The following is a 17,451-nucleotide window of genomic DNA, read 5'->3' as shown; positions in this document are numbered from 1 at the left end:
CGGCTCCATACCACGCGACATGGGGAAGCCGGTCTGAGAAGAGTGTCCCCTGCGGAGCGTGATACGACACGAATGTGCGATGCCCGCATGCTGTCCCCGTGACCAGCGGGCACCCACTGCACCTTGTTCTAACTCCCCCACCGACCTGCGCGTACAGGTGCGCATGCTGTCCCCGTGACCAGCGGGCACCCACTGCACCCGTGCCTGCACACGAGCACGGCTACTGCGGCTCCATACCACGCGACATGGGGAAGCCGGTCTGAGAAGAGTGTCCCCTGCGGAGCGTAAGACGACTCCGTGGGAAGGCTGGTTGGCGCATCTACGCTCATGTTGTCGGCGTGATGGTGTGATTACGAAATGATCTTGGTAAAACCGGACTCGATGCTATGGGGCATGAACCCCACTATCACCCGTTCCCGCTGGGAGCAGGCATCTATGCAAGAACGTCATACCTTTTTGATGGGATTGTTATACCTTTGCAGTATCATATTGATGGCAAACTCTTGCAGATTATTTGTGAAAAACGCACTGCAATCACACAAGACCCCTCTCCACATTCAGCGTGATGGACAGTTTCGTTTGGGCAACCCCGTCATTTGCTTCACTTGACATGGCGCATCTCCCATGGAATACTACTGAAGATTAATAAGATTTGTGTAGGTTTGTGAGGGAATGATATGCTGCAAACGAGTGGTCTCTGGTTAGCAATTGCAACATTTCTCAGCATCTGGTGGGGGCACGTTGGGGTGCGTTGGTTGGAAGCGAAATGTGCCGATATTCGTCCGCCAATGATCGTCTTGATTATTGCTGGCTTGCTACTCAATCTGGTGGCCCTCTTCAGTGTGAATGTCACGATTGGTGGTGTATGTAGTGTTGTCGGCATTTCGCTGTGGTGGGATGCGTTCGAGCTGGTGCGTCAGGATCGCCGGGTACGCCACGGCCATGCACCCGCCAATCCGCAAAATCCACGCCATGCCCGGTACCTGGCCGAAGGCCGGGCGACGATCCACGATCCACTCGACCGTGAGCCGGGTGAGGTATTGATTCTGCCGCAACAATCGGTGCGCGAGCGTGAACCGGAGATTGTTTAACCGCCACCATGTGAATGTAACGAGGAGCAAGCTATGTATTGGGAAGGTCTGGCCATTGGTCTGTTTAGCTTAGGCATCATCGGTTTTGGTTTCTTTTGGGTGATCAGAATGGAATACTATCTCGGCTATCTCTGGTGGCCGTACCCGTTGTTGTTCGGGATCGGGATTATCGTGCTATCACTATTTGTCGCCGATGCCGGCTGGTCGGCCTTACTGGGTGTTACCGGTGCTTCATTCATCTGGGGTGCTACCGAGTTGAAAGAGCAGGCAGTGCGCGCCGAGTTGGGCTGGTTTCCGCGCAACCCGAATCCCAAACTACAGCCGCCTTTCGTTGAGATTATCCGGCGGATTAAGGCTCCACACCTGTAGATTGAGGTGTTACGAAGGAGTCTGCTCTCCGACGTGCGTGCTCTTGAACAGTGCCGTTGTCTGGCGTGCGGAAGTATGTTGCTTCCGCACGCCAGTTTTGCCGACGGCAGGGTGAGGGATGTGGCAGGCAATGATATAATCCATCGGTAGCGGATAACTTCAGGGTGTAGGCTGAAGCCAGTGTGTCAATCAGGTGTCGCATATTCTGGCTGTGCGACGAGAGACCAGCGGTTAGCAGTTTGTCACTTGCGGCCACTTCAATGAACCGGCTCGCTGCCCGGCACAACAAGCTGGTGGCTGCGAAGATGCCATTGTGCGGGAGTGATCATGACCGACGTTGCCGATCAGAAAGCAGCTCTGCGTGCTCTGATGCAAGCGCGTCGTGATGCGTTAGCTGATCGCGATCAGCGAAGTGCCCGCATTTGTGCACTGGTGCAGTCGTTGCCCGTATTTACGGCGGCCCGGGCGATTCATTGCTACGTTCCAATGCGCTCGGAAGTGGATACCCGGCCTTTAATCGTGGCTGCTTTGGCGGCAGGAAAGGCTGTGGCAGTGCCGGTTGTCGAGGGTCAACGAGAGCTTCGTCATAGCTGGATCACCAGTCTGTCTGAAGAGGATTGGGTGCCTGGCCGGTTTGGTACTCGCCGGCCACGTCGTCTCATACCTGCGTACCCGGGTGAATGGTCGCTAATGATTGTGCCTTTGCTAGCATTTGATCGCGATCTATACCGCCTGGGGTATGGTGGTGGCTACTACGATGCGCTGTTGGCAACTGCATCGACCGTCGCTATTGGTGTGGCCTTTGCCGATCAGGAGGTCGCAAAACTTCCCCGTGAAGCCCACGATTACCCGCTTGATCTGGTCGTCTGCGAGGATGGCATTCGTCACCGACATGAGCATTACCGGTAGTGATTTCTTATCTGGCATCGTAAGCTGCTCTGCGGTATCATACATCGGAGAGGGCCTGATTTCCGTTGCTGACTGATGAACAGTTCGTTAACCTCGCTTGTTGTGGTACGGAAGCAGTTACTGCCTCTGGGTCGTATCTGGCAGCGATAGTGTTTGTCTGCCTGTTGTAATGTGTAAGGAGTGGTGATCGATGCGCGCCAGCGATTTGCCGATGATTATTCAGGGTGGTATGGGTGCCGCCGTTTCCGATTGGCGACTGGCACGGGCGGTTGCGGCCTGTGGTCAGCTCGGTGTTGTCTCTGGTACCGGTATCGATACCATTCTGATACGGCGTTTGCAGGATGGCGATCCTGATGGCGCTATGCGACGAGCAATGGCGCATTTTCCGATTCCTGGCGTGGCCGAACGTGTGTTGACCGCCTATTTCCGGTCTGATGGTCGTGCCCCGGGTGAGTCTTACGATCTGTTGCCAATGTACAACCTGAAGGTGAGTAAGGAACGGCAGCAGATAGCCATCCTGGCGGCATTTGTTGAGGTGTGGCTGGCGAAAGAGGGTCATGATCGCCCAATTGGCATGAATCTGTTGACCAAGATTCAATTGCCCAACCTTGCGCTGCTCTACGGTGCACTGCTGGCAGGAGTCGATGTGATCATTATGGGAGCGGGTATTCCGCGCGAGATTCCGGCTGCGCTCGATGCGCTGGCTGCGCATCTTCCTGCTCGCCTGACTGCCGAGATCGAAGGCGATGAAGGTGCACCTCCCACCTATATAACGTTTGATCCGCGTGAACACTGGGCTGGTGAACCACCGCCATTGCGTCGCCCGCTCTTTCTCCCCATCGTCGCCAGTGTTACGCTAGCAACCATGTTCGCACGCAAGATCGCTGGTGTTGATGGATTGGTCATCGAGGGGCCAACCGCAGGCGGCCATAATGCGCCGCCACGTGGTGAATTGCAGCTAAACGAACGTGGCGAGCCGTTGTACGGGCCGCGTGATCTGGTTGATCCGACAAAGGTTGCAGCCCTTGGCTTACCCTTCTGGCTGGCCGGTGGTACCGCTTCGCCGGAAGGGCTGGCCGCAGCACGGGCTGCCGGGGCGATGGGTATTCAGGTTGGGACGCTGTTTGCCTTCTGTAACGACTCTGGGCTAGCCGAGCCACTGCGTCGTTCGGTGCTCGACGCAGCAGCGCGTGGTGCGGTTGATGTCTTTACCGATCCGCGTGCATCCCCGACCGGCTACCCATTCAAGGTGGTACGCTGGGATAACGATCCCGCACAAGGAGTGCCGCGCCAGCGGATTTGTGACCTGGGTTATCTGCGCACAATGTATCGCACTCCAAAAGGGACGATTGGCTATCGCTGTGCCAGCGAGCCGATTGCCACCTTTGTGAAAAAGGGTGGTAATCTGTGCGATACCGAGGGTCGGCGGTGCCTGTGCAATGCGTTGATGTCGAATATTGGCGTTGGTCAGGCCCGGGCCGATATTGGTGTCGAACCGCCGTTGCTTACGAGCGGTGATGATTTGCGGCGTCTACCCACCATCTTTGATGTGACGCAGGGCTATTCGGCTGCCGATGTGATAGCGTATCTGCTCGGTCAACGTCCGCCAGTTGCGGCCATATCGCTGGCAACGAAGCCGGCTGCAACGGTAGCCGATCAGGTTGATATCTAGCGCGTCCAGGTCAGCCCACCATCGGCATTGATGGCAAAGTCGGTCGAAAGCCGGCGGGGTGTGCCGAGTTGCAGAGTGTCGCCTGCGGTGGTTACTTCGGCGAGGTAGAGATCAAACCCTCGCCCGCCGGTTGGGATTGCCAGAAATGCCAGTGTTTTACCGTCAGGCGCAAAAGCCGGTGATCGCGCAGAACCGATGTCGGTGAGGCGAATCGGCGAACCGCCGCTGGCAGGCATTGCGTATAGATCGCTACCGCCATCAATGCCAACGGCAAAAACCAGCCAGGTACCATCGGGACTGAGAGCCGGATCGTATGCCGGGGTTGGTGCTCCTGGTAATGGCATAGCCTGATTGTTGCTAATGCGGAAGAGTTGTTGCTGACCATCACTGCCGAGTGGGGTACGAACAACAATTAAATCTCCGGAGGGCAGAACAACACTTCTGCCCAGATGAGCGTTGGCGTCACTGAACACAATCTGCTGCCGGCCATTCACATCGTAGCGCACAATGGCAAGGGGTGCATCGGCTGGCGGATCGCCAACTGGGGGTGCCGGTTGTGCGGATACTAGGACACCACTTCCATCAGGGAGCCAGGTCGGATAAAATGCCCATTTCGCACTGTACACTCTCTCGATGCTACCGGGCGGTGCTGCTGGCTCGTTGCGGGTCAGTTGCGCGAGTATTGCCCCCGCGGTATCAGTAATTACCAGATCACTTGCACCAGCATGCAAGACGATGCAGGCTATCTGGTTGCCGGTTGGATTGAAAGCCGGTTGGGTTACCGGTGGATTGATTAAGCGACGCGCTGTGCGACCTTCCCACAACCAGATACCATCGTCACGACTAAAGAGCAGACGACCGCTCAAGGTGTCGCCTTGCAAAGCAGAAGGGGGCATTGGAGTACTGGAGCTGGAAGATGTCGCACACGCGGCAAGCAGGCAAACCAGCAATACAAGGACATAATGAACTGGTAGTCGTCGTTGCATAGTTCTATCTATTTTGGTGAATGTAGTGCTCAGATATCAATCCGACGACGCAGCCATGCCAGTAATCGTTGTGGCCAGCGTTTGGCTCCAGGCGGTGGCTGCTGAATCAGATCATCGGGCAAATCGGGTGGGAGTAGGGCGCGCAACGCTGATGGGACGACGGTGAAGCGCAGCGGTGTAACCCCAATCGGATCACCATCAACCTGCACCGGTAACGGGCGCTGGGTGATGACCTCGATGGTATGAGCGCGATAATAGGCAATATCGGGATTCAGGCTAAACCGACGGCGCAAGATTGCAATCAGGTGACCAATCGCGTTAATTCCGTTATCCCCTTTGATCACGCAGACATCCAGTAACCCATCGTCAATGCTGGCACGATGCGTGATTTTCACCAACCCGCCGTACAATTGGGAATTACCGATCACGATCATCAACACTCGCGCTTTAATCTGACGACCATCGAGCCAGATACGGGCACGAGTGCCACGAATGCGCATCACCTCTTCAATCCCACGCATCACATACGCCAATGCGCCAAATCGTCGCTTCTCGTCGGGCCGGACATTCGCGGTGATGGCGGCGTCAAATCCAATACCGGCCATCAGCAGAAAATAGCGATCACCGGCACGTCCCAGATCAATCGGACGCGGTGACCACGAGCAGAGTTTCTGGGCTGCGGCGCGTGGCTGAAGTGGTAACCCCAACTCGCGTGCCCACACGTTCATCGTGCCTAGTGGCAGCGTAGCTAGAATTGTCTGGCTGCCTGCCAGTCCATTAACTACTTCATTGATAGTGCCGTCACCACCGGCAGCAACCACCAGATCGTAACCGTTGTTGGCTGCCAGGCTAGCTAATCGACGACCATCACCAGGGCCATTGGTCGGTTGTAATTCAACCGTCCAACCTTGTTCGCGCCAGACCTGTGCTGCTGCTTCCAGTTCAGCCTCCAGTTGTTCAGCGTGGCCGGCTGTCGGGTTGAAGACAATCAATGTACGCATGGACTGTTTCTCTCTCTGTTCAACAAGCTATGGTCAGTATATCAGAATCTGGTATGCTACCATCGTCCTGGATGACGCCTGGATAACGCATGAATAGGTGGGCAACGTGAAAGGTATAGGGGGTCACTGATGAGTCAATCGCCGTCGGTACAACCTCGGCTTCAGCAAGAGCGGGTGTCACAGCAGCAGATCTGCCGGCCACAACCTGCCGATGATGATGAACGCGAGTGCCCTGCCTGCCAGGCGCAAATGCAGCGCTGGGCCGGATTTTATCGCTGTCAGCGCTGTGGTTTCAAAGAGAGCTGCTGCTTTTGAATTGACACACCGTCAGCTTTCCATTACCATACAAGGTACTCTAAGACCTTCCATTAGCCTTCAATGAGCAGGCAAGACTCATGAACCAATACGTAGCGCAATTCCTTGCTTATATAGCCGACGAACGCAAGATGTCGGCCAACACGACCATCGCCTATCGTACCGATCTTGATCAGCTTTGTGCGTTTCTCCACGAGCGCGGGATTGAACACTGGTCAGACGTCGACAGTGAGACGATGATGGCGTTCGTGATCAATCTCAAAGAGAAGCGGTACGCCAACTCAACGATGGCGCGTCGTTTGGCGGCGATCAAGTCGTTCTTCTCGTTTCTGAAAGAGCGTAACGTTATTCATCATGATCCTACCGATCAACTCGATGCACCGCGGGTTGATCGGTTCCCGCCACGTGCTATTTCTCAGCATCAGGTTGATGAATTGCTAGAGGTGCCGCTACAAAACGGTACACCCGAAGGGATCCGCGACAAGGCAATGCTTGAAGTCTTGTACGCTACCGGTATGCGGGTGAGCGAGTTGGTTGCGTTAAATGTTGATGATGTCACTTTTGATCACAGAACGGTGCGTTGTCGGGGGCGTCAGGGACGGGAACGGACAATCCCGCTGAGTGATCCGGCATTGACTGCGCTAGAGGAGTATCTTGACATTGCCCGTCCACAACTGGTGCGCCAGGCTCCTGATGATCCGGAAGCACTGTTTTTAAATCATCGTGGTAAACGGTTGACCCGTCAGGGCTTCTGGTTGATTCTTAAGACGTATGCCGAACAGGTTGGTATGCACGATTTGACGCCACATATGTTGCGTCATTCGTTCGCGGCCCATCAATTGCGGAATGGTGTTGATCTGCGCGAATTGCAAGAGCGCCTGGGGCATGCTTCGATTGCTACGACGCAGATGTATACACACCTTGCCGAGGAGTCGTCTTGATACAGTGGTTGCGTGTTGCTATTGCCTGTGCTATACTCGCAGCACATTGGCGATGATCCGGAGGAGTACGTCGCGACGGGCGCACAGCGAACCAGGGACGGTGCGAGCCTGGTGGTCCTGTATGGCGGAACGGCGCCGGGGAGCTGAATCGTGATTGAGGTGAGCGACTACGGTCGCTAACCGGGGTGGAACCGCGCGTCAGAGTGATGCGTCCCCGGGCGCTTCGGCGCCCGGTTTTTTGTTGTCAGACGTTGCGCAAAGGAGGAATATCGTGCCGGCTACATCACTTGATCAGATCGTGGCGCTGGCCAAGCGTCGTGGTTTTATCTTCCCCAGTAGCGAGATTTATGGTGGGTTACAGGGTGTGTACGATTACGGCCCCCTTGGCGTGGAATTGAAGAATAATATCATTGCCGATTGGTGGCGAACAAACGTCTACGAACGCGATGATATGGAAGGTCTTGATGCGGCCATTCTGATGAATCGGCTGGTCTGGAAATATTCCGGTCACGAAGAAACCTTCAACGATCCCCTGGTTGATTGCCGGAACTGTAAAATGCGCTGGCGGGCTGACCATATTCAGGGTGTTTGTCCCAACTGTGGTTCACGCGATCTGACCGAACCGCGCCCCTTCAATATGATGTTTCGGACCCAGATCGGACCGGTGGCTGACAGCGGCTCGTTTGCCTATTTGCGCCCGGAAACGGCGCAGGGGATTTTCGTCAACTTTGCCAACGTCCTGACCACCTCGGCGCGGAAGTTGCCGTTTGGGATTGCGCAGGTTGGGAAGGCTTTCCGCAATGAGATCAATCCACGCAATTTTCTCTTCCGGGTGCGCGAATTTGAGCAGATGGAGATCGAGTATTTCGTGATGCCCGGTACCGATGAAGAGTGGCATCAACGCTGGCTTGAAGCCCGGCTGGCCTGGTGGGAGCAGATCGGTATTCCGCGTAGTCGGATTACTATCTACGATGTGCCGACTGCTGAGCTGGCCCATTACTCGAAGCGGACGTTCGATTTGATGTATGAGTATCCCAACATCGGTGTGCAAGAGATTGAGGGGATTGCGAATCGAACTGACTACGATCTCGGCTCCCACAGCAAAGATCAGGCGCAGCTCAATCTGACCGCACGTGTGAATCACAACGAAGATAGCATTGCCCGTCTGACCTACTTCGATCAGGCCAGTGGTCGCCATGTGGTGCCTTACGTCATCGAGCCGTCGGCTGGGGTTGGCCGGTGTATGCTGGCCGTGATGTGCGAGGGGTATGCAGAGGAGCTGACGAAAGCGATTCCCGGCGAGAAACTGGCCGCGGTCGGTGATGCGCTCAATACGTTTCTCAAGTCGGTTGGTCGCAGCGAGAAGTTGAGCGGCGAAGCCCGTGATGCGATACTGGCCCGTGGCGAAGAGCTTACTCAGGCGCTGGCCGAACGCTTACCTGAAGTTGAGCAGTTACTGGCGATGCCCGGTGCCGATCAGATTGAACTGGGCAAGAAATTACGTGGCCAGGCGCAGCCATTGATCGACGAGCACTATCGCACAGTTCTGCGCCTCAAGCCACGCCTGGCGCCGATCAAGGTTGCCGTCTTTCCGTTGAAGCGCAACCACGAAGAGATTGTCGCTACCGCCAAAGCGGTGCGCCGACAGTTGCAGGCCGGCGGTAGGATGCGCACGATCTACGATGATACCGGTGCGATTGGCAAACTCTACCGTCGTCAGGACGAAATCGGGACACCGTTCTGTATCACGGTTGACTTCGATACGATTGGTCAGGGTAAAGACCCGGCCCTGGCCGGTACCGTTACCGTCCGTGACCGCGACACTATGGCGCAGGAACGGGTACCAATTGCCGAATTAGAGGCGTATCTGCGTGATAGAGTAAGCGCATGACCGTTCGTATGCCGTCAGCCAATTTTGGGTAAAGTACTCCCCCGGCTTGCAGGTATTCGCGAGCCGGGGGAGTGGTGAGAGGCCGATCAGCCTACCTCCTTGTCGCACGGACGGCAGCCCGTGTTCCAAACATGTGGATATGGAACTTTTGTTCAGTGATAGGCGCAAGAATCACCACACGAATGTTAGCACTTTGCTTGAACCGAATGGTATCAACTCTTGCTCAACGATGTGCATCGTTCGGGTGTCATACCGGTGTTGAGTTGTTCCTAAATGTGCGGTTAGCGATCAACAGGTGGGTCATTGTGGGTATAGAGTAGGGGCACGGCATGCCGTGCCCCTACTCTTGTTCACAGACGGGCATTGTGCAGGTGTGACACCAGGGTGATGATTGGATAGCGCTACCGGATATGTTATTCATTCGTGGATAATGCCATCACCCCGTTGCTTCTCACGAACTCCTCACGTCAATCTGCCAGCAGCGCACTGCACTCTGACCACTATTGTCACTGACACGAACTGTAAGCAGATGCGTTCCACTCGAAGCTGACCAGCGAAATGAGAAACGTCGCCAGGCGCGTGGCCCCAGGTTTTGGTCGAGGATGGCTGCCTGCCAGGGACCTTCGTCGATGGAAATGTCTACCTGGGCAACACCACGTGCAGCCGACCATGCCGCGCCGCGCAGGGTGGTATACCTGGCAGGCCTGAGCACACCATCAGGGAGATTGAAGAGGCAACAATCAATTGCCAGTGATCCATCGACATGGGCTGCCGCCGGTGCCCTTTCTGGTGAAAGGAGCGTAATCTGCGCAATCCATTTCAGCCAGTAAGCGCTGCTCCATCCCGGTACGATCAGACGTACCGGGCCGCCGTGCAGGGGTGGTAGTGGCTGACCATTGATCGCATACGCCAGCATGCCATCTTGCCAGAGTTTGCTGAGTGGCAAATAACGCACCATCGGTTGGGGGCCGTAGCTCCAACAGGTGGCGAAACCGGCCTGGGGCTTCATGCCTGCTGCTTCGAGAAACAGTGCTACCGGTGCACCGATCCATTCGACATTCGCAATCGCGGCGTAACCTTTAGCAATTTGCGACCTGCCAATGAGTGCGGCGAAGAAGCTACTGGTTGGTTCCCTGAACAAATCGCTAAAACCGATAGTCAACGGGTGCCGCACCAGACCATCGATTGTCAGTTCCCAATGCTTCCCGGATAGAGAGGGAATGGGCTGGTGATTGCGTACAAATAACCGCTCTACCGGCGTCACCGCCTCGTCAAGAATTGCAAGTGGTGGCAAGAGATTTGGCGGCTCTTCGCAGGTGACCTGCATCCGATAGTCTTTGGAAAGCGTGCCTTCCTTTGGCAAGGGAATCGTGTCAAGTGACATAGCGTATGTCCAGACATGTATGGAAATTACTTCGGCTGTGCGTAGTATAGTGGCTCAGGGTGGATAAATGATGACAGTTGCGTCCAATCAGACTACAAAACGTTCAGATAGGTATCAGGTTGCCGGTGAGTGCTGATTATGGTACGATATTCACATTGTGAATACTCAACACGAGAAGTATTGATGAGCGGATGCCGGTAATTCTCTCGGCAACTTGAACACCGGTAGGGCCGATATACGCACAGATATGGCTTCTCAGAAACAGTCACTCACAATTGAACTGGCACTGCTTGGTTTACTTCGTCAACAGCCGATGCATCCGTATGAGCTGTTCCAGCAATTACAGCAGGAAAAGGCCCTTGGTTTTATCTGGCGGGTCAAGCAGAGTCATCTGTATGCATTGCTTGACCGGCTGGAAGCTGATGGATATCTGACGCATCAGCTTGAACTACAGGGGAGCCGGCCACCGCGCAAGATTCTCTCGCTCACGTCTGCGGGTGAAACGCTCTTTATTGCCTGGGTGACAACGCCGGTGGCGCATGGACGGGATATCCGGCTTGAATTTATGGCGAAGCTCTATTTTGCCTGCCGCGAGGGTGCAGCGCAGGCCGGCCAACTGCTTGACCGTCAGTTAGCCTGTTGCCGGCAGTGGCTGGCAGAGAATGAGCAGCGGATCGCCTGCTTACCTATCAATTCGTTTGAGCGGCTCGTGCTACGCTATCGCTTCGGGCAGTTACAGGCAACCGTGCTGTGGCTGGAAGAATGCCGGTATGAGTTGAACCAGCGGTGGCATCGGCAAGCGCAGGGAGGCGTTTGATGGCACGCGGGTGGTGTGTGTTTCTGATGACGATACTCCTGTTGAGCGGTTGCAATGCCGAACAACCTGATACTGCCAGCCTGACGATAGCCGCAGCCGCTGACCTTATGCCGGCCTTCACTGAAATCGGGCCACTCTTTACTGCGCAAACCGGGATTCCGGTGGTCTTCAATTTCGGTTCAACCGGTCAACTGGCCCAGCAGATTGAACGCGGCGCCCCGGTTGATCTCTTCTACGCTGCCAATCGCAGTTTTATCGAAGACCTGGCAGCGCAGCAAATTGTTGATCCGTCCTCGTTGACGGTGTACGCGCAGGGTCGGATTACTATCTGGACACGTACAGATAGTGGTCTGCAACCGCAACAGATTAGCGATCTGGCTGATCCGGCCTATCAGCGGATTGCGATTGCCAATCCTGAACACGCACCATACGGGCAGGCGGCACGCGAAGCACTCGAGCGATCCGGTATTTGGGCCGCGGTGCAAGATCGTCTGGTATTCGGGGAAAATGTGGCGCAGACATTAACCCTTGCCGATACCGGTAATGTTGAGGTGGCGATTGTCGCGCTCTCGTTAAGTGTGCAGAGTAATGGCTATTGGGTACTTATTCCAACTGAGTTGCATCCCGACCATCCTCTGATCCAGGCGGCGGGAATCGTGCGTAGCAGTCGTTACCCGACAGCGGCCCGCCAGTTTATGGAGTTCGTGAATGGCCCGCAAGGGCGACCGGTGATGGAAAAATACGGCTTTGTTTTACCCGCTACCTCGCAAACTCGATGAGAGGGTGTATGTCCTGGTCGGCGTTCTGGTTATCGTTACAGGTTACAACCATTGCCACGTTGTGTATTGTTCTGATCGGTTTGCCATTGGCACTGTTACTGGCACGCCGGACATTTCCCGGTCAGATCGTGGTCGAGACGATGCTGATGTTGCCGTTGGTGCTACCCCCCAGTGTGGTTGGCTACTATCTGCTGCTGGCGCTGGGCAGTGGTAGTCCGCTGGTAGAATGGTTTCAGATACGCTTGCTCTTCTCATGGCCGGCGGCAGTGATTGCTGCGGTGGTGGTTGGTTTGCCACTGATGTTTCAGAGTAGCCGGGCGGCGCTAAGCAATGTAGACCCCCAACTGGAGCAGGCAGCGCGCACACTGGGGCTGAGTGAGTGGCGCATCCTCTGGCGAATCACATTACCCCTGGCCCGGCGCGGGATTATTGCCGGTGTGATCCTCGGCAGTGCCCGTGCGTTGGGCGAGTTTGGGGCGACCTTAATGGTGACCGGCAATATTCCTGGTCGCACGCAAACGTTGCCGGTTGCGATCTATGATGCAGTGCAGGCGCAGCGCTACGCCGATGCGCATCTGATGGTGTTGGTGATGACCGGCATTGCCTTCGCCGGCCTGTGGTTGGTGCGACGTTTGGAGCAGAGACCCAAATCACGAACGATGATTGTCCGTGAGGAGCTGCATGGAATCCACGTTGAGCGTTGACATTCAGCGTCGGCTTGAGTCGTTTACGCTGCGCGTGCAATTCACGATTGGCGCCGAGATTCTGGTGTTGTTTGGGCCATCGGGTGCCGGCAAAACCCAGACTCTCCAGGCCATTGCCGGGTTGATGAAACCTGATGTCGGTCGGATTACGCTTGATGAGACAGTCTTCTTCCAGCGCTACCCGGGTCAACCGCAGATCAATCTGCCGCCACAGCGCCGACGGATTGGCTACGTCTTCCAGCAGTATGCGCTGTTTCCGCATATGACCGCACTCGACAATGTGGCGTTGCCGATGGGGTGTGGGCGCGAAGCACGGCGGCATGCATACGAGTTACTGGATCAGATGAAGATTGCCCATCTCGCCCAGCGCATGCCGCATGAGCTGTCAGGTGGACAACAGCAACGAGTAGCGATTGCTCGTGCACTGGCTGCACAGCCCAATGTGCTGCTCTTCGATGAGTCGTTCTCTGCCCTTGATCATGCAGTACGTACTCAATTGCACGCCGATTTACGCGCCCTTCAGGCCGAGCGCGGTCTGATTGTGGTGTACGTCACCCACAATCTCGATGATGCATTTGCCGTTGGTCAGCGCATTGCTATTCTGCAGGAAGGGAAGATCGCGCAGATCGGTGCGCTGGCCGAGGTCTGTCGTTTTCCGGCTACCCTTCGGGTTGCGCAGATGCTCGGTTTGAGTAATATCATTAAGGGGCGAGTCGTGGCGGTAGAACTTGACCGTTTGTGGCTGGAATGGGAAGGGTACCGGATTGAAGCCGTCTGCCCATCACCACCGCCTGCCCCTGGTTCTTGGGTGACGGCGTTTATCCGCCCCGAAGAGATTCGGCTCGTCTACCCTGACCAACCACTAACCCGCTTTGCCGGCCATAACCTGCTGGCTGTCCGTATCATCGAGCAGCGGCCTGGCCGCCGCCTCAACCATTTGTGGGTTGCAGTTGGGGCGATGACTATCGAGATTGCCCATCCCTATACTGCGTATATCGGCATGGACATAAGTGCCGGCCAGGATGTCCAGATCGGCTTTCGGCCTGAAAGTGTTGTGATCATCCCGGATCATAGTCCGCAATCAGTGCCGGTGTATTCACAGGTGTCGCATCACCTATGAGCGCATTATCGACAGTCTATGATCTTACCCGCCCAATCAGTTCGGGCATGCCGGTCTACCCGGGCGATCCGCCGGTGAAAATGACACCAATACTTAGCCCGCCCTGGCAGGTTAGCGCACTTGCGTTGGGTAGCCATAGCGGGACACACCTCGATGCGCCGCGCCACCGGTTTGCGCACGGCCCTGGCATTGATGACTTCCCACCTGAACGCTTCATTGGTCAGGGTATAGTGATTGATGTGCGTGGCTATCCGGCAAATGCACCGATTGAGCCGACGGTGTTGGGTGGGTATCAGATCTGGCCGGGTATGATGGTATTCTTCCGTACAGGTTGGGATGATTTTTGGGGCAGCGATCACTATTTCCGCCATCCCTACCTCAGTGCTGCGCTGGCTAACACCCTGGTGCAGCAGCAGGTTGGATTGGTCGGAATCGATGCGTTGAGTGTTGACTCAACGGTTGATGGCAGCGATGCAGCGCATGTACGCTTGTTGGGGGCAGAGTGTTTGATCGTCGAAAATCTCTGTAATCTCGCCGTGCTGACCTGTGGCGCACGTTATACCTTTGCCTGTTTGCCCTTAAAACTGGCCGGGGCCGATGGTGCGCCGGCCCGCGTTCTGGCCTGGGCAGATGTTTAAGGACGGACAGCATATACTGGCTCACGTGTCTTCTGCCACAGCAGGATGCCTCGGAGCGAGCTGCTAATCTCAAAGTTATTTCATTCATTACTGACAGACTCCATGATCGCGACGAGTACCCACAGCATCGCTGTGACCTGCAGGGTGAACGGCGTGAGACGTGCCTGGCACGAAGGCTGGTACGACAGCTACGCTGCCGCGCTCCAAACGAGCGATACGCGCATAACGAGCGGGCAAGGTAATCAATCCAGTGGGTGATGGCACTGGAGATGGTCGTCAGCCCTCTTCGCTTCCGTCCCGTCAGACTGGAAGCAATATGTGATTGGCAAGCGTTTATGAGCCTGTGTGACAGCCTGTTAGCGGACGGCACAGCTTCATGAGATGAATTCTGCGGCGAGCAGGCGATGGTATCTTCTCGTGAAGGAATCACCACCTGATTGATGATCGTCGCGGCGGTAGCTTTTTGCTATAATACCTTCTACACATAAGAAGCAAGAGGTTGGCTATGAGTATAGAGCAGATAGTTGCTGGCTGTGTGGTGCAGCTTGAAAGCATTCATGTAGCACGTGAACGGGCAATTGCCGCCACGCGAATACTGGTACGGCAGAGTGCTAACAGCATTCGGGCTGCGCATCGTGGTGATTTCGCCACTGCCCGCCATTTGCTGGAGATGGCCGGTGAAGTCGTGGCTGAACTGCACGACGCCACTGCCGGCGTACCAGAGGTTCGCTATGCGGGGTATACCCAGGATGCCCTGAAAGAATTTGCCGAAGCGCATCTGGTTGTAGCATTCCTTGCCGGCGACGAGCCACCGACCGGTGAGATGATAGGTGTGGAACCGGCAGCCTATCTCAACGGTTTGGCTGAAGCTGCCAGTGAGCTGCGACGGGCAATTCTTGACGACTTGCGACGGGGAGATGTGTCGTGCGTTGAACAGTTACTGAATGTCATGGACGACATCTACAGTGCGTTGATCACGGTGGATTACCCGGAAGCAATTACCGGGGGATTGCGTCGTTCGACTGATGCCTTACGTGCGGTGCTTGAACGGACTCGTGGTGATGTGACGGCTGCCCTGCGCCAGGAACAGTTGACCGCCGCTATGCAGGCGCTTGAAGCACGTTTGCATGTTGATTGAATGGGTGATCGGGTTATCGGGCCACCGCTTGCATGCAAGCATCGTGACAGATAGTACCGTTACCCCCGCCACTACTCCAGGCGATTCGCCGGCACTCGAATCGTAACCGTTGTCCCCTGATCAGAAACAATATCCAGCGTTGCCCCGAGTTGCCGGCATAGCCCGTGCACCAGTTGCATACCCAGGCTACCACTGCTGGCGGCCTGGGCCGGCATACCGGTACCGTTATCGGCAACCTCGACCTGAAGTGCGTCTGCGTCTCTGACCACTCTCAGTTTGATAATGCCGCCCTGCATACCCTCTGGGAAGGCATGCTTGACACAATTTGAAACCAGCTCGGTGACGATCAGACCAAGTGAAATAGCCTGGTCGATATTGATGCTGATACTTTGTCCAATCTCACTCACCAGACGTAATGAACTGCCTCGCATACTGAGCGAGCGCCAGACACTGGTCGCGATATTTTGCAGATATTCCCCAATATCGATATGCGCCAGACTTTCGGAGCGATACAGTTGCGCGTGGACGAGAGCCAATGCCCGAATGCGATTTTGACTGTCGTGGACGGCGGCGCTGACTCGCTCATCGCTAATATTTTCGGCTTGCAGGCGCAAGAGGCTGGAGACGATCTGCAAGTTATTTTTGACCCGATGGTGCACTTCGCGCAACAGCAAATCTTTCTCGGCCAGGGCAGCCCGTAGTTGGGCAGCGACTGCTTGTGGCCCGGAGAGATCGGTGACAACGGCACACATATCGGCTTCAGTCTCGTTTTGCAGTGCACGTAGTGAGATTTGGGCTGGACGCTGAACGCCATTCACCGCCTGTAACGTAATTGGACCTTTGCTCGAACCGGTAGCACCGGTTGCCAGCAACTCGGCGCACAGCAAGCGATCGGTTGGCGTCACCAGGTCGAGGAGCGACCGCCCGGTAAGCTGATCCTGCGCTAAACCGACCATCTCGGCAAACTTACTGTTGCAGTACAAAATCGTGCCATCGCTGAGCAAGGTCAGGGCGCCTTCGTTCATTGTCTCAACCAGGACACGGTATGGATGTTCAGCGCCACGCAGCGTATATACCAACGGCCCACGTGGCCCATCAATAACCAATGCATCGGCTTCGCCCATCTGCAATGCACGAACCAGTTCCTCTAGCTCGGCTAAGCGAGCCTGGAGTCGGGCAATGTCAGGCTGACTCATCTGTGGCTCGTTTTCCATACGACACATTCCTATTCGTCATTGGGAAACAAGTTCAATGCTGCTGCCACTCGCGGCCAATCGGATGAACGTAGTTCGCCAATAAATGCCGTTGGCGGTCCCGGCTCGACGATCAGCAGGGTCGGTGTGGCGATAATGTGATCCTCGCGTGCGCGATCTGGTTGCTGGTATACATCTATGATCTCAAGCCGGTAATGACCGGCGAGATACCGCTCACAAAATCGCCGTACTGTCGTGATAGCACGGGTCGAGCGACTGGTTGCACCGGCAACGTACAACCGCAGCAGTGGCACAACTGACTGATTCGTGCTATCCATCAATACAACTCCCTGCTGCACGCTGAGGTGCCGAGTCGAAATACGGTTGGTACGAAATGATCACCTCTCATATATGGCGACGAGCGTGGTACAGGTAGGGCAATGCCTGCCTGTACCCCATTCCGGGTCGAACAGCATGACACATCCTTCACCAAAACAGTGCGT

The 17,451-nt window shown here is 55.7% G+C and carries 17 protein-coding genes; 12 read left to right on the top strand and 5 right to left on the bottom strand.

The annotated features are described in order from the left end of the window. Positions 1-677: 677 nt before the first annotated feature. From VAE55_RS13915 to VAE55_RS13900, 4 genes are all read left to right on the top strand, one after another. Positions 678-1,091 (top strand): DUF4491 family protein, encoded by a 414-nt coding sequence (locus VAE55_RS13915; protein WP_322816374.1) that lies wholly within the window; start codon positions 678-680, stop codon positions 1,089-1,091. Positions 1,092-1,124: 33 nt separating this feature from the next. Then, positions 1,125-1,460: a DUF4491 family protein gene (locus tag VAE55_RS13910; protein WP_322816373.1), complete on the top strand. Its 336-nt coding sequence runs from the start codon at positions 1,125-1,127 to the stop codon at positions 1,458-1,460. Between the two features lie 327 nt (positions 1,461-1,787). Next, positions 1,788-2,369 carry a 5-formyltetrahydrofolate cyclo-ligase gene (locus VAE55_RS13905; RefSeq protein ID WP_322816372.1) on the top strand — a complete coding sequence of 194 codons (582 nt, stop codon included), beginning with the start codon at positions 1,788-1,790 and terminating at the stop codon, positions 2,367-2,369. A 190-nt stretch (positions 2,370-2,559) separates the two neighbouring features. Further along, positions 2,560-4,041 (top strand): nitronate monooxygenase, encoded by a 1,482-nt coding sequence (locus VAE55_RS13900; protein WP_322816371.1) that lies wholly within the window; start codon positions 2,560-2,562, stop codon positions 4,039-4,041. Here VAE55_RS13900 and VAE55_RS13895 read toward each other — a convergent pair. Both VAE55_RS13895 and VAE55_RS13890 read right to left on the bottom strand, forming a co-directional pair. After that, positions 4,038-4,907, bottom strand: a complete 870-nt coding sequence (locus VAE55_RS13895; protein WP_322816370.1) for a hypothetical protein — start codon at positions 4,905-4,907, stop codon at positions 4,038-4,040. The two genes, VAE55_RS13900 and VAE55_RS13895, sit on opposite strands and share 4 nt — an antisense overlap. A gap of 149 nt (positions 4,908-5,056) precedes the next feature. After that, positions 5,057-6,028 (bottom strand): diacylglycerol/lipid kinase family protein, encoded by a 972-nt coding sequence (locus VAE55_RS13890; protein ID WP_012258345.1) that lies wholly within the window; start codon positions 6,026-6,028, stop codon positions 5,057-5,059. Between the two features lie 395 nt (positions 6,029-6,423). Between VAE55_RS13890 and VAE55_RS13885 the strand changes: the two genes are divergently transcribed. Then, on the top strand, positions 6,424-7,284 hold the full coding sequence (locus VAE55_RS13885; RefSeq protein WP_322816369.1) for a tyrosine recombinase: 861 nt from the start codon (positions 6,424-6,426) through the stop codon (positions 7,282-7,284). A 271-nt stretch (positions 7,285-7,555) separates the two neighbouring features. After that, positions 7,556-9,175 (top strand): glycine--tRNA ligase, encoded by a 1,620-nt coding sequence (locus VAE55_RS13880; RefSeq protein ID WP_322816368.1) that lies wholly within the window; start codon positions 7,556-7,558, stop codon positions 9,173-9,175. 451 nt (positions 9,176-9,626) lie between these two features. Here the strand turns inward: VAE55_RS13880 and VAE55_RS13875 are convergent, their stop codons facing one another. Beyond that, a complete protein-coding gene (locus tag VAE55_RS13875) occupies positions 9,627-10,559 on the bottom strand; it encodes a molybdopterin-dependent oxidoreductase (protein ID WP_322816367.1) in 933 nt (310 codons plus the stop codon). Between the two features lie 247 nt (positions 10,560-10,806). Between VAE55_RS13875 and VAE55_RS13870 the strand changes: the two genes are divergently transcribed. From VAE55_RS13870 to VAE55_RS13845, 6 genes are all read left to right on the top strand, one after another. Next, positions 10,807-11,376 carry a helix-turn-helix transcriptional regulator gene (locus VAE55_RS13870; RefSeq protein ID WP_322816366.1) on the top strand — a complete coding sequence of 190 codons (570 nt, stop codon included), beginning with the start codon at positions 10,807-10,809 and terminating at the stop codon, positions 11,374-11,376. Beyond that, positions 11,376-12,155, top strand: coding sequence for a molybdate ABC transporter substrate-binding protein (modA, locus tag VAE55_RS13865; protein WP_322816365.1), 780 nt, complete (start codon positions 11,376-11,378; stop codon positions 12,153-12,155). The genes VAE55_RS13870 and modA overlap by 1 nt, the downstream gene beginning before the upstream one ends. 8 nt (positions 12,156-12,163) lie before the next feature. Then, positions 12,164-12,859 (top strand): molybdate ABC transporter permease subunit, encoded by a 696-nt coding sequence (gene modB, locus VAE55_RS13860; RefSeq protein ID WP_322816364.1) that lies wholly within the window; start codon positions 12,164-12,166, stop codon positions 12,857-12,859. Further along, entirely contained in the window at positions 12,837-13,979 is a 1,143-nt protein-coding gene (locus tag VAE55_RS13855; protein ID WP_322816363.1) for an ABC transporter ATP-binding protein, read from the top strand. Before modB ends, VAE55_RS13855 begins: the two co-directional genes overlap by 23 nt. Beyond that, positions 13,976-14,617: a cyclase family protein gene (locus VAE55_RS13850; protein ID WP_322816362.1), complete on the top strand. Its 642-nt coding sequence runs from the start codon at positions 13,976-13,978 to the stop codon at positions 14,615-14,617. The genes VAE55_RS13855 and VAE55_RS13850 overlap by 4 nt, the downstream gene beginning before the upstream one ends. 505 nt (positions 14,618-15,122) lie before the next feature. Further along, entirely contained in the window at positions 15,123-15,755 is a 633-nt protein-coding gene (locus VAE55_RS13845) for a haloacid dehalogenase (protein ID WP_322816361.1), read from the top strand. Between the two features lie 71 nt (positions 15,756-15,826). Here VAE55_RS13845 and VAE55_RS13840 read toward each other — a convergent pair whose 3' ends face one another. Next, complete coding sequence (locus tag VAE55_RS13840; protein ID WP_322816360.1) at positions 15,827-16,969, bottom strand: histidine kinase dimerization/phosphoacceptor domain -containing protein; 1,143 nt, start codon at positions 16,967-16,969, stop codon at positions 15,827-15,829. 11 nt (positions 16,970-16,980) lie between these two features. After that, complete coding sequence (locus VAE55_RS13835) at positions 16,981-17,286, bottom strand: circadian clock KaiB family protein (protein ID WP_322816359.1); 306 nt, start codon at positions 17,284-17,286, stop codon at positions 16,981-16,983. Positions 17,287-17,451: the final 165 nt, after the last annotated feature.

It is taken from the genome of Chloroflexus sp. (assembly GCF_034432675.1).
In the GTDB taxonomy this organism is placed as follows: Bacteria; Chloroflexota; Chloroflexia; order Chloroflexales; family Chloroflexaceae; genus Chloroflexus.
The sequence above is the reverse complement of the archived record's forward strand: the minus strand, read 5'-3'. Positions and strand labels throughout refer to the sequence as shown.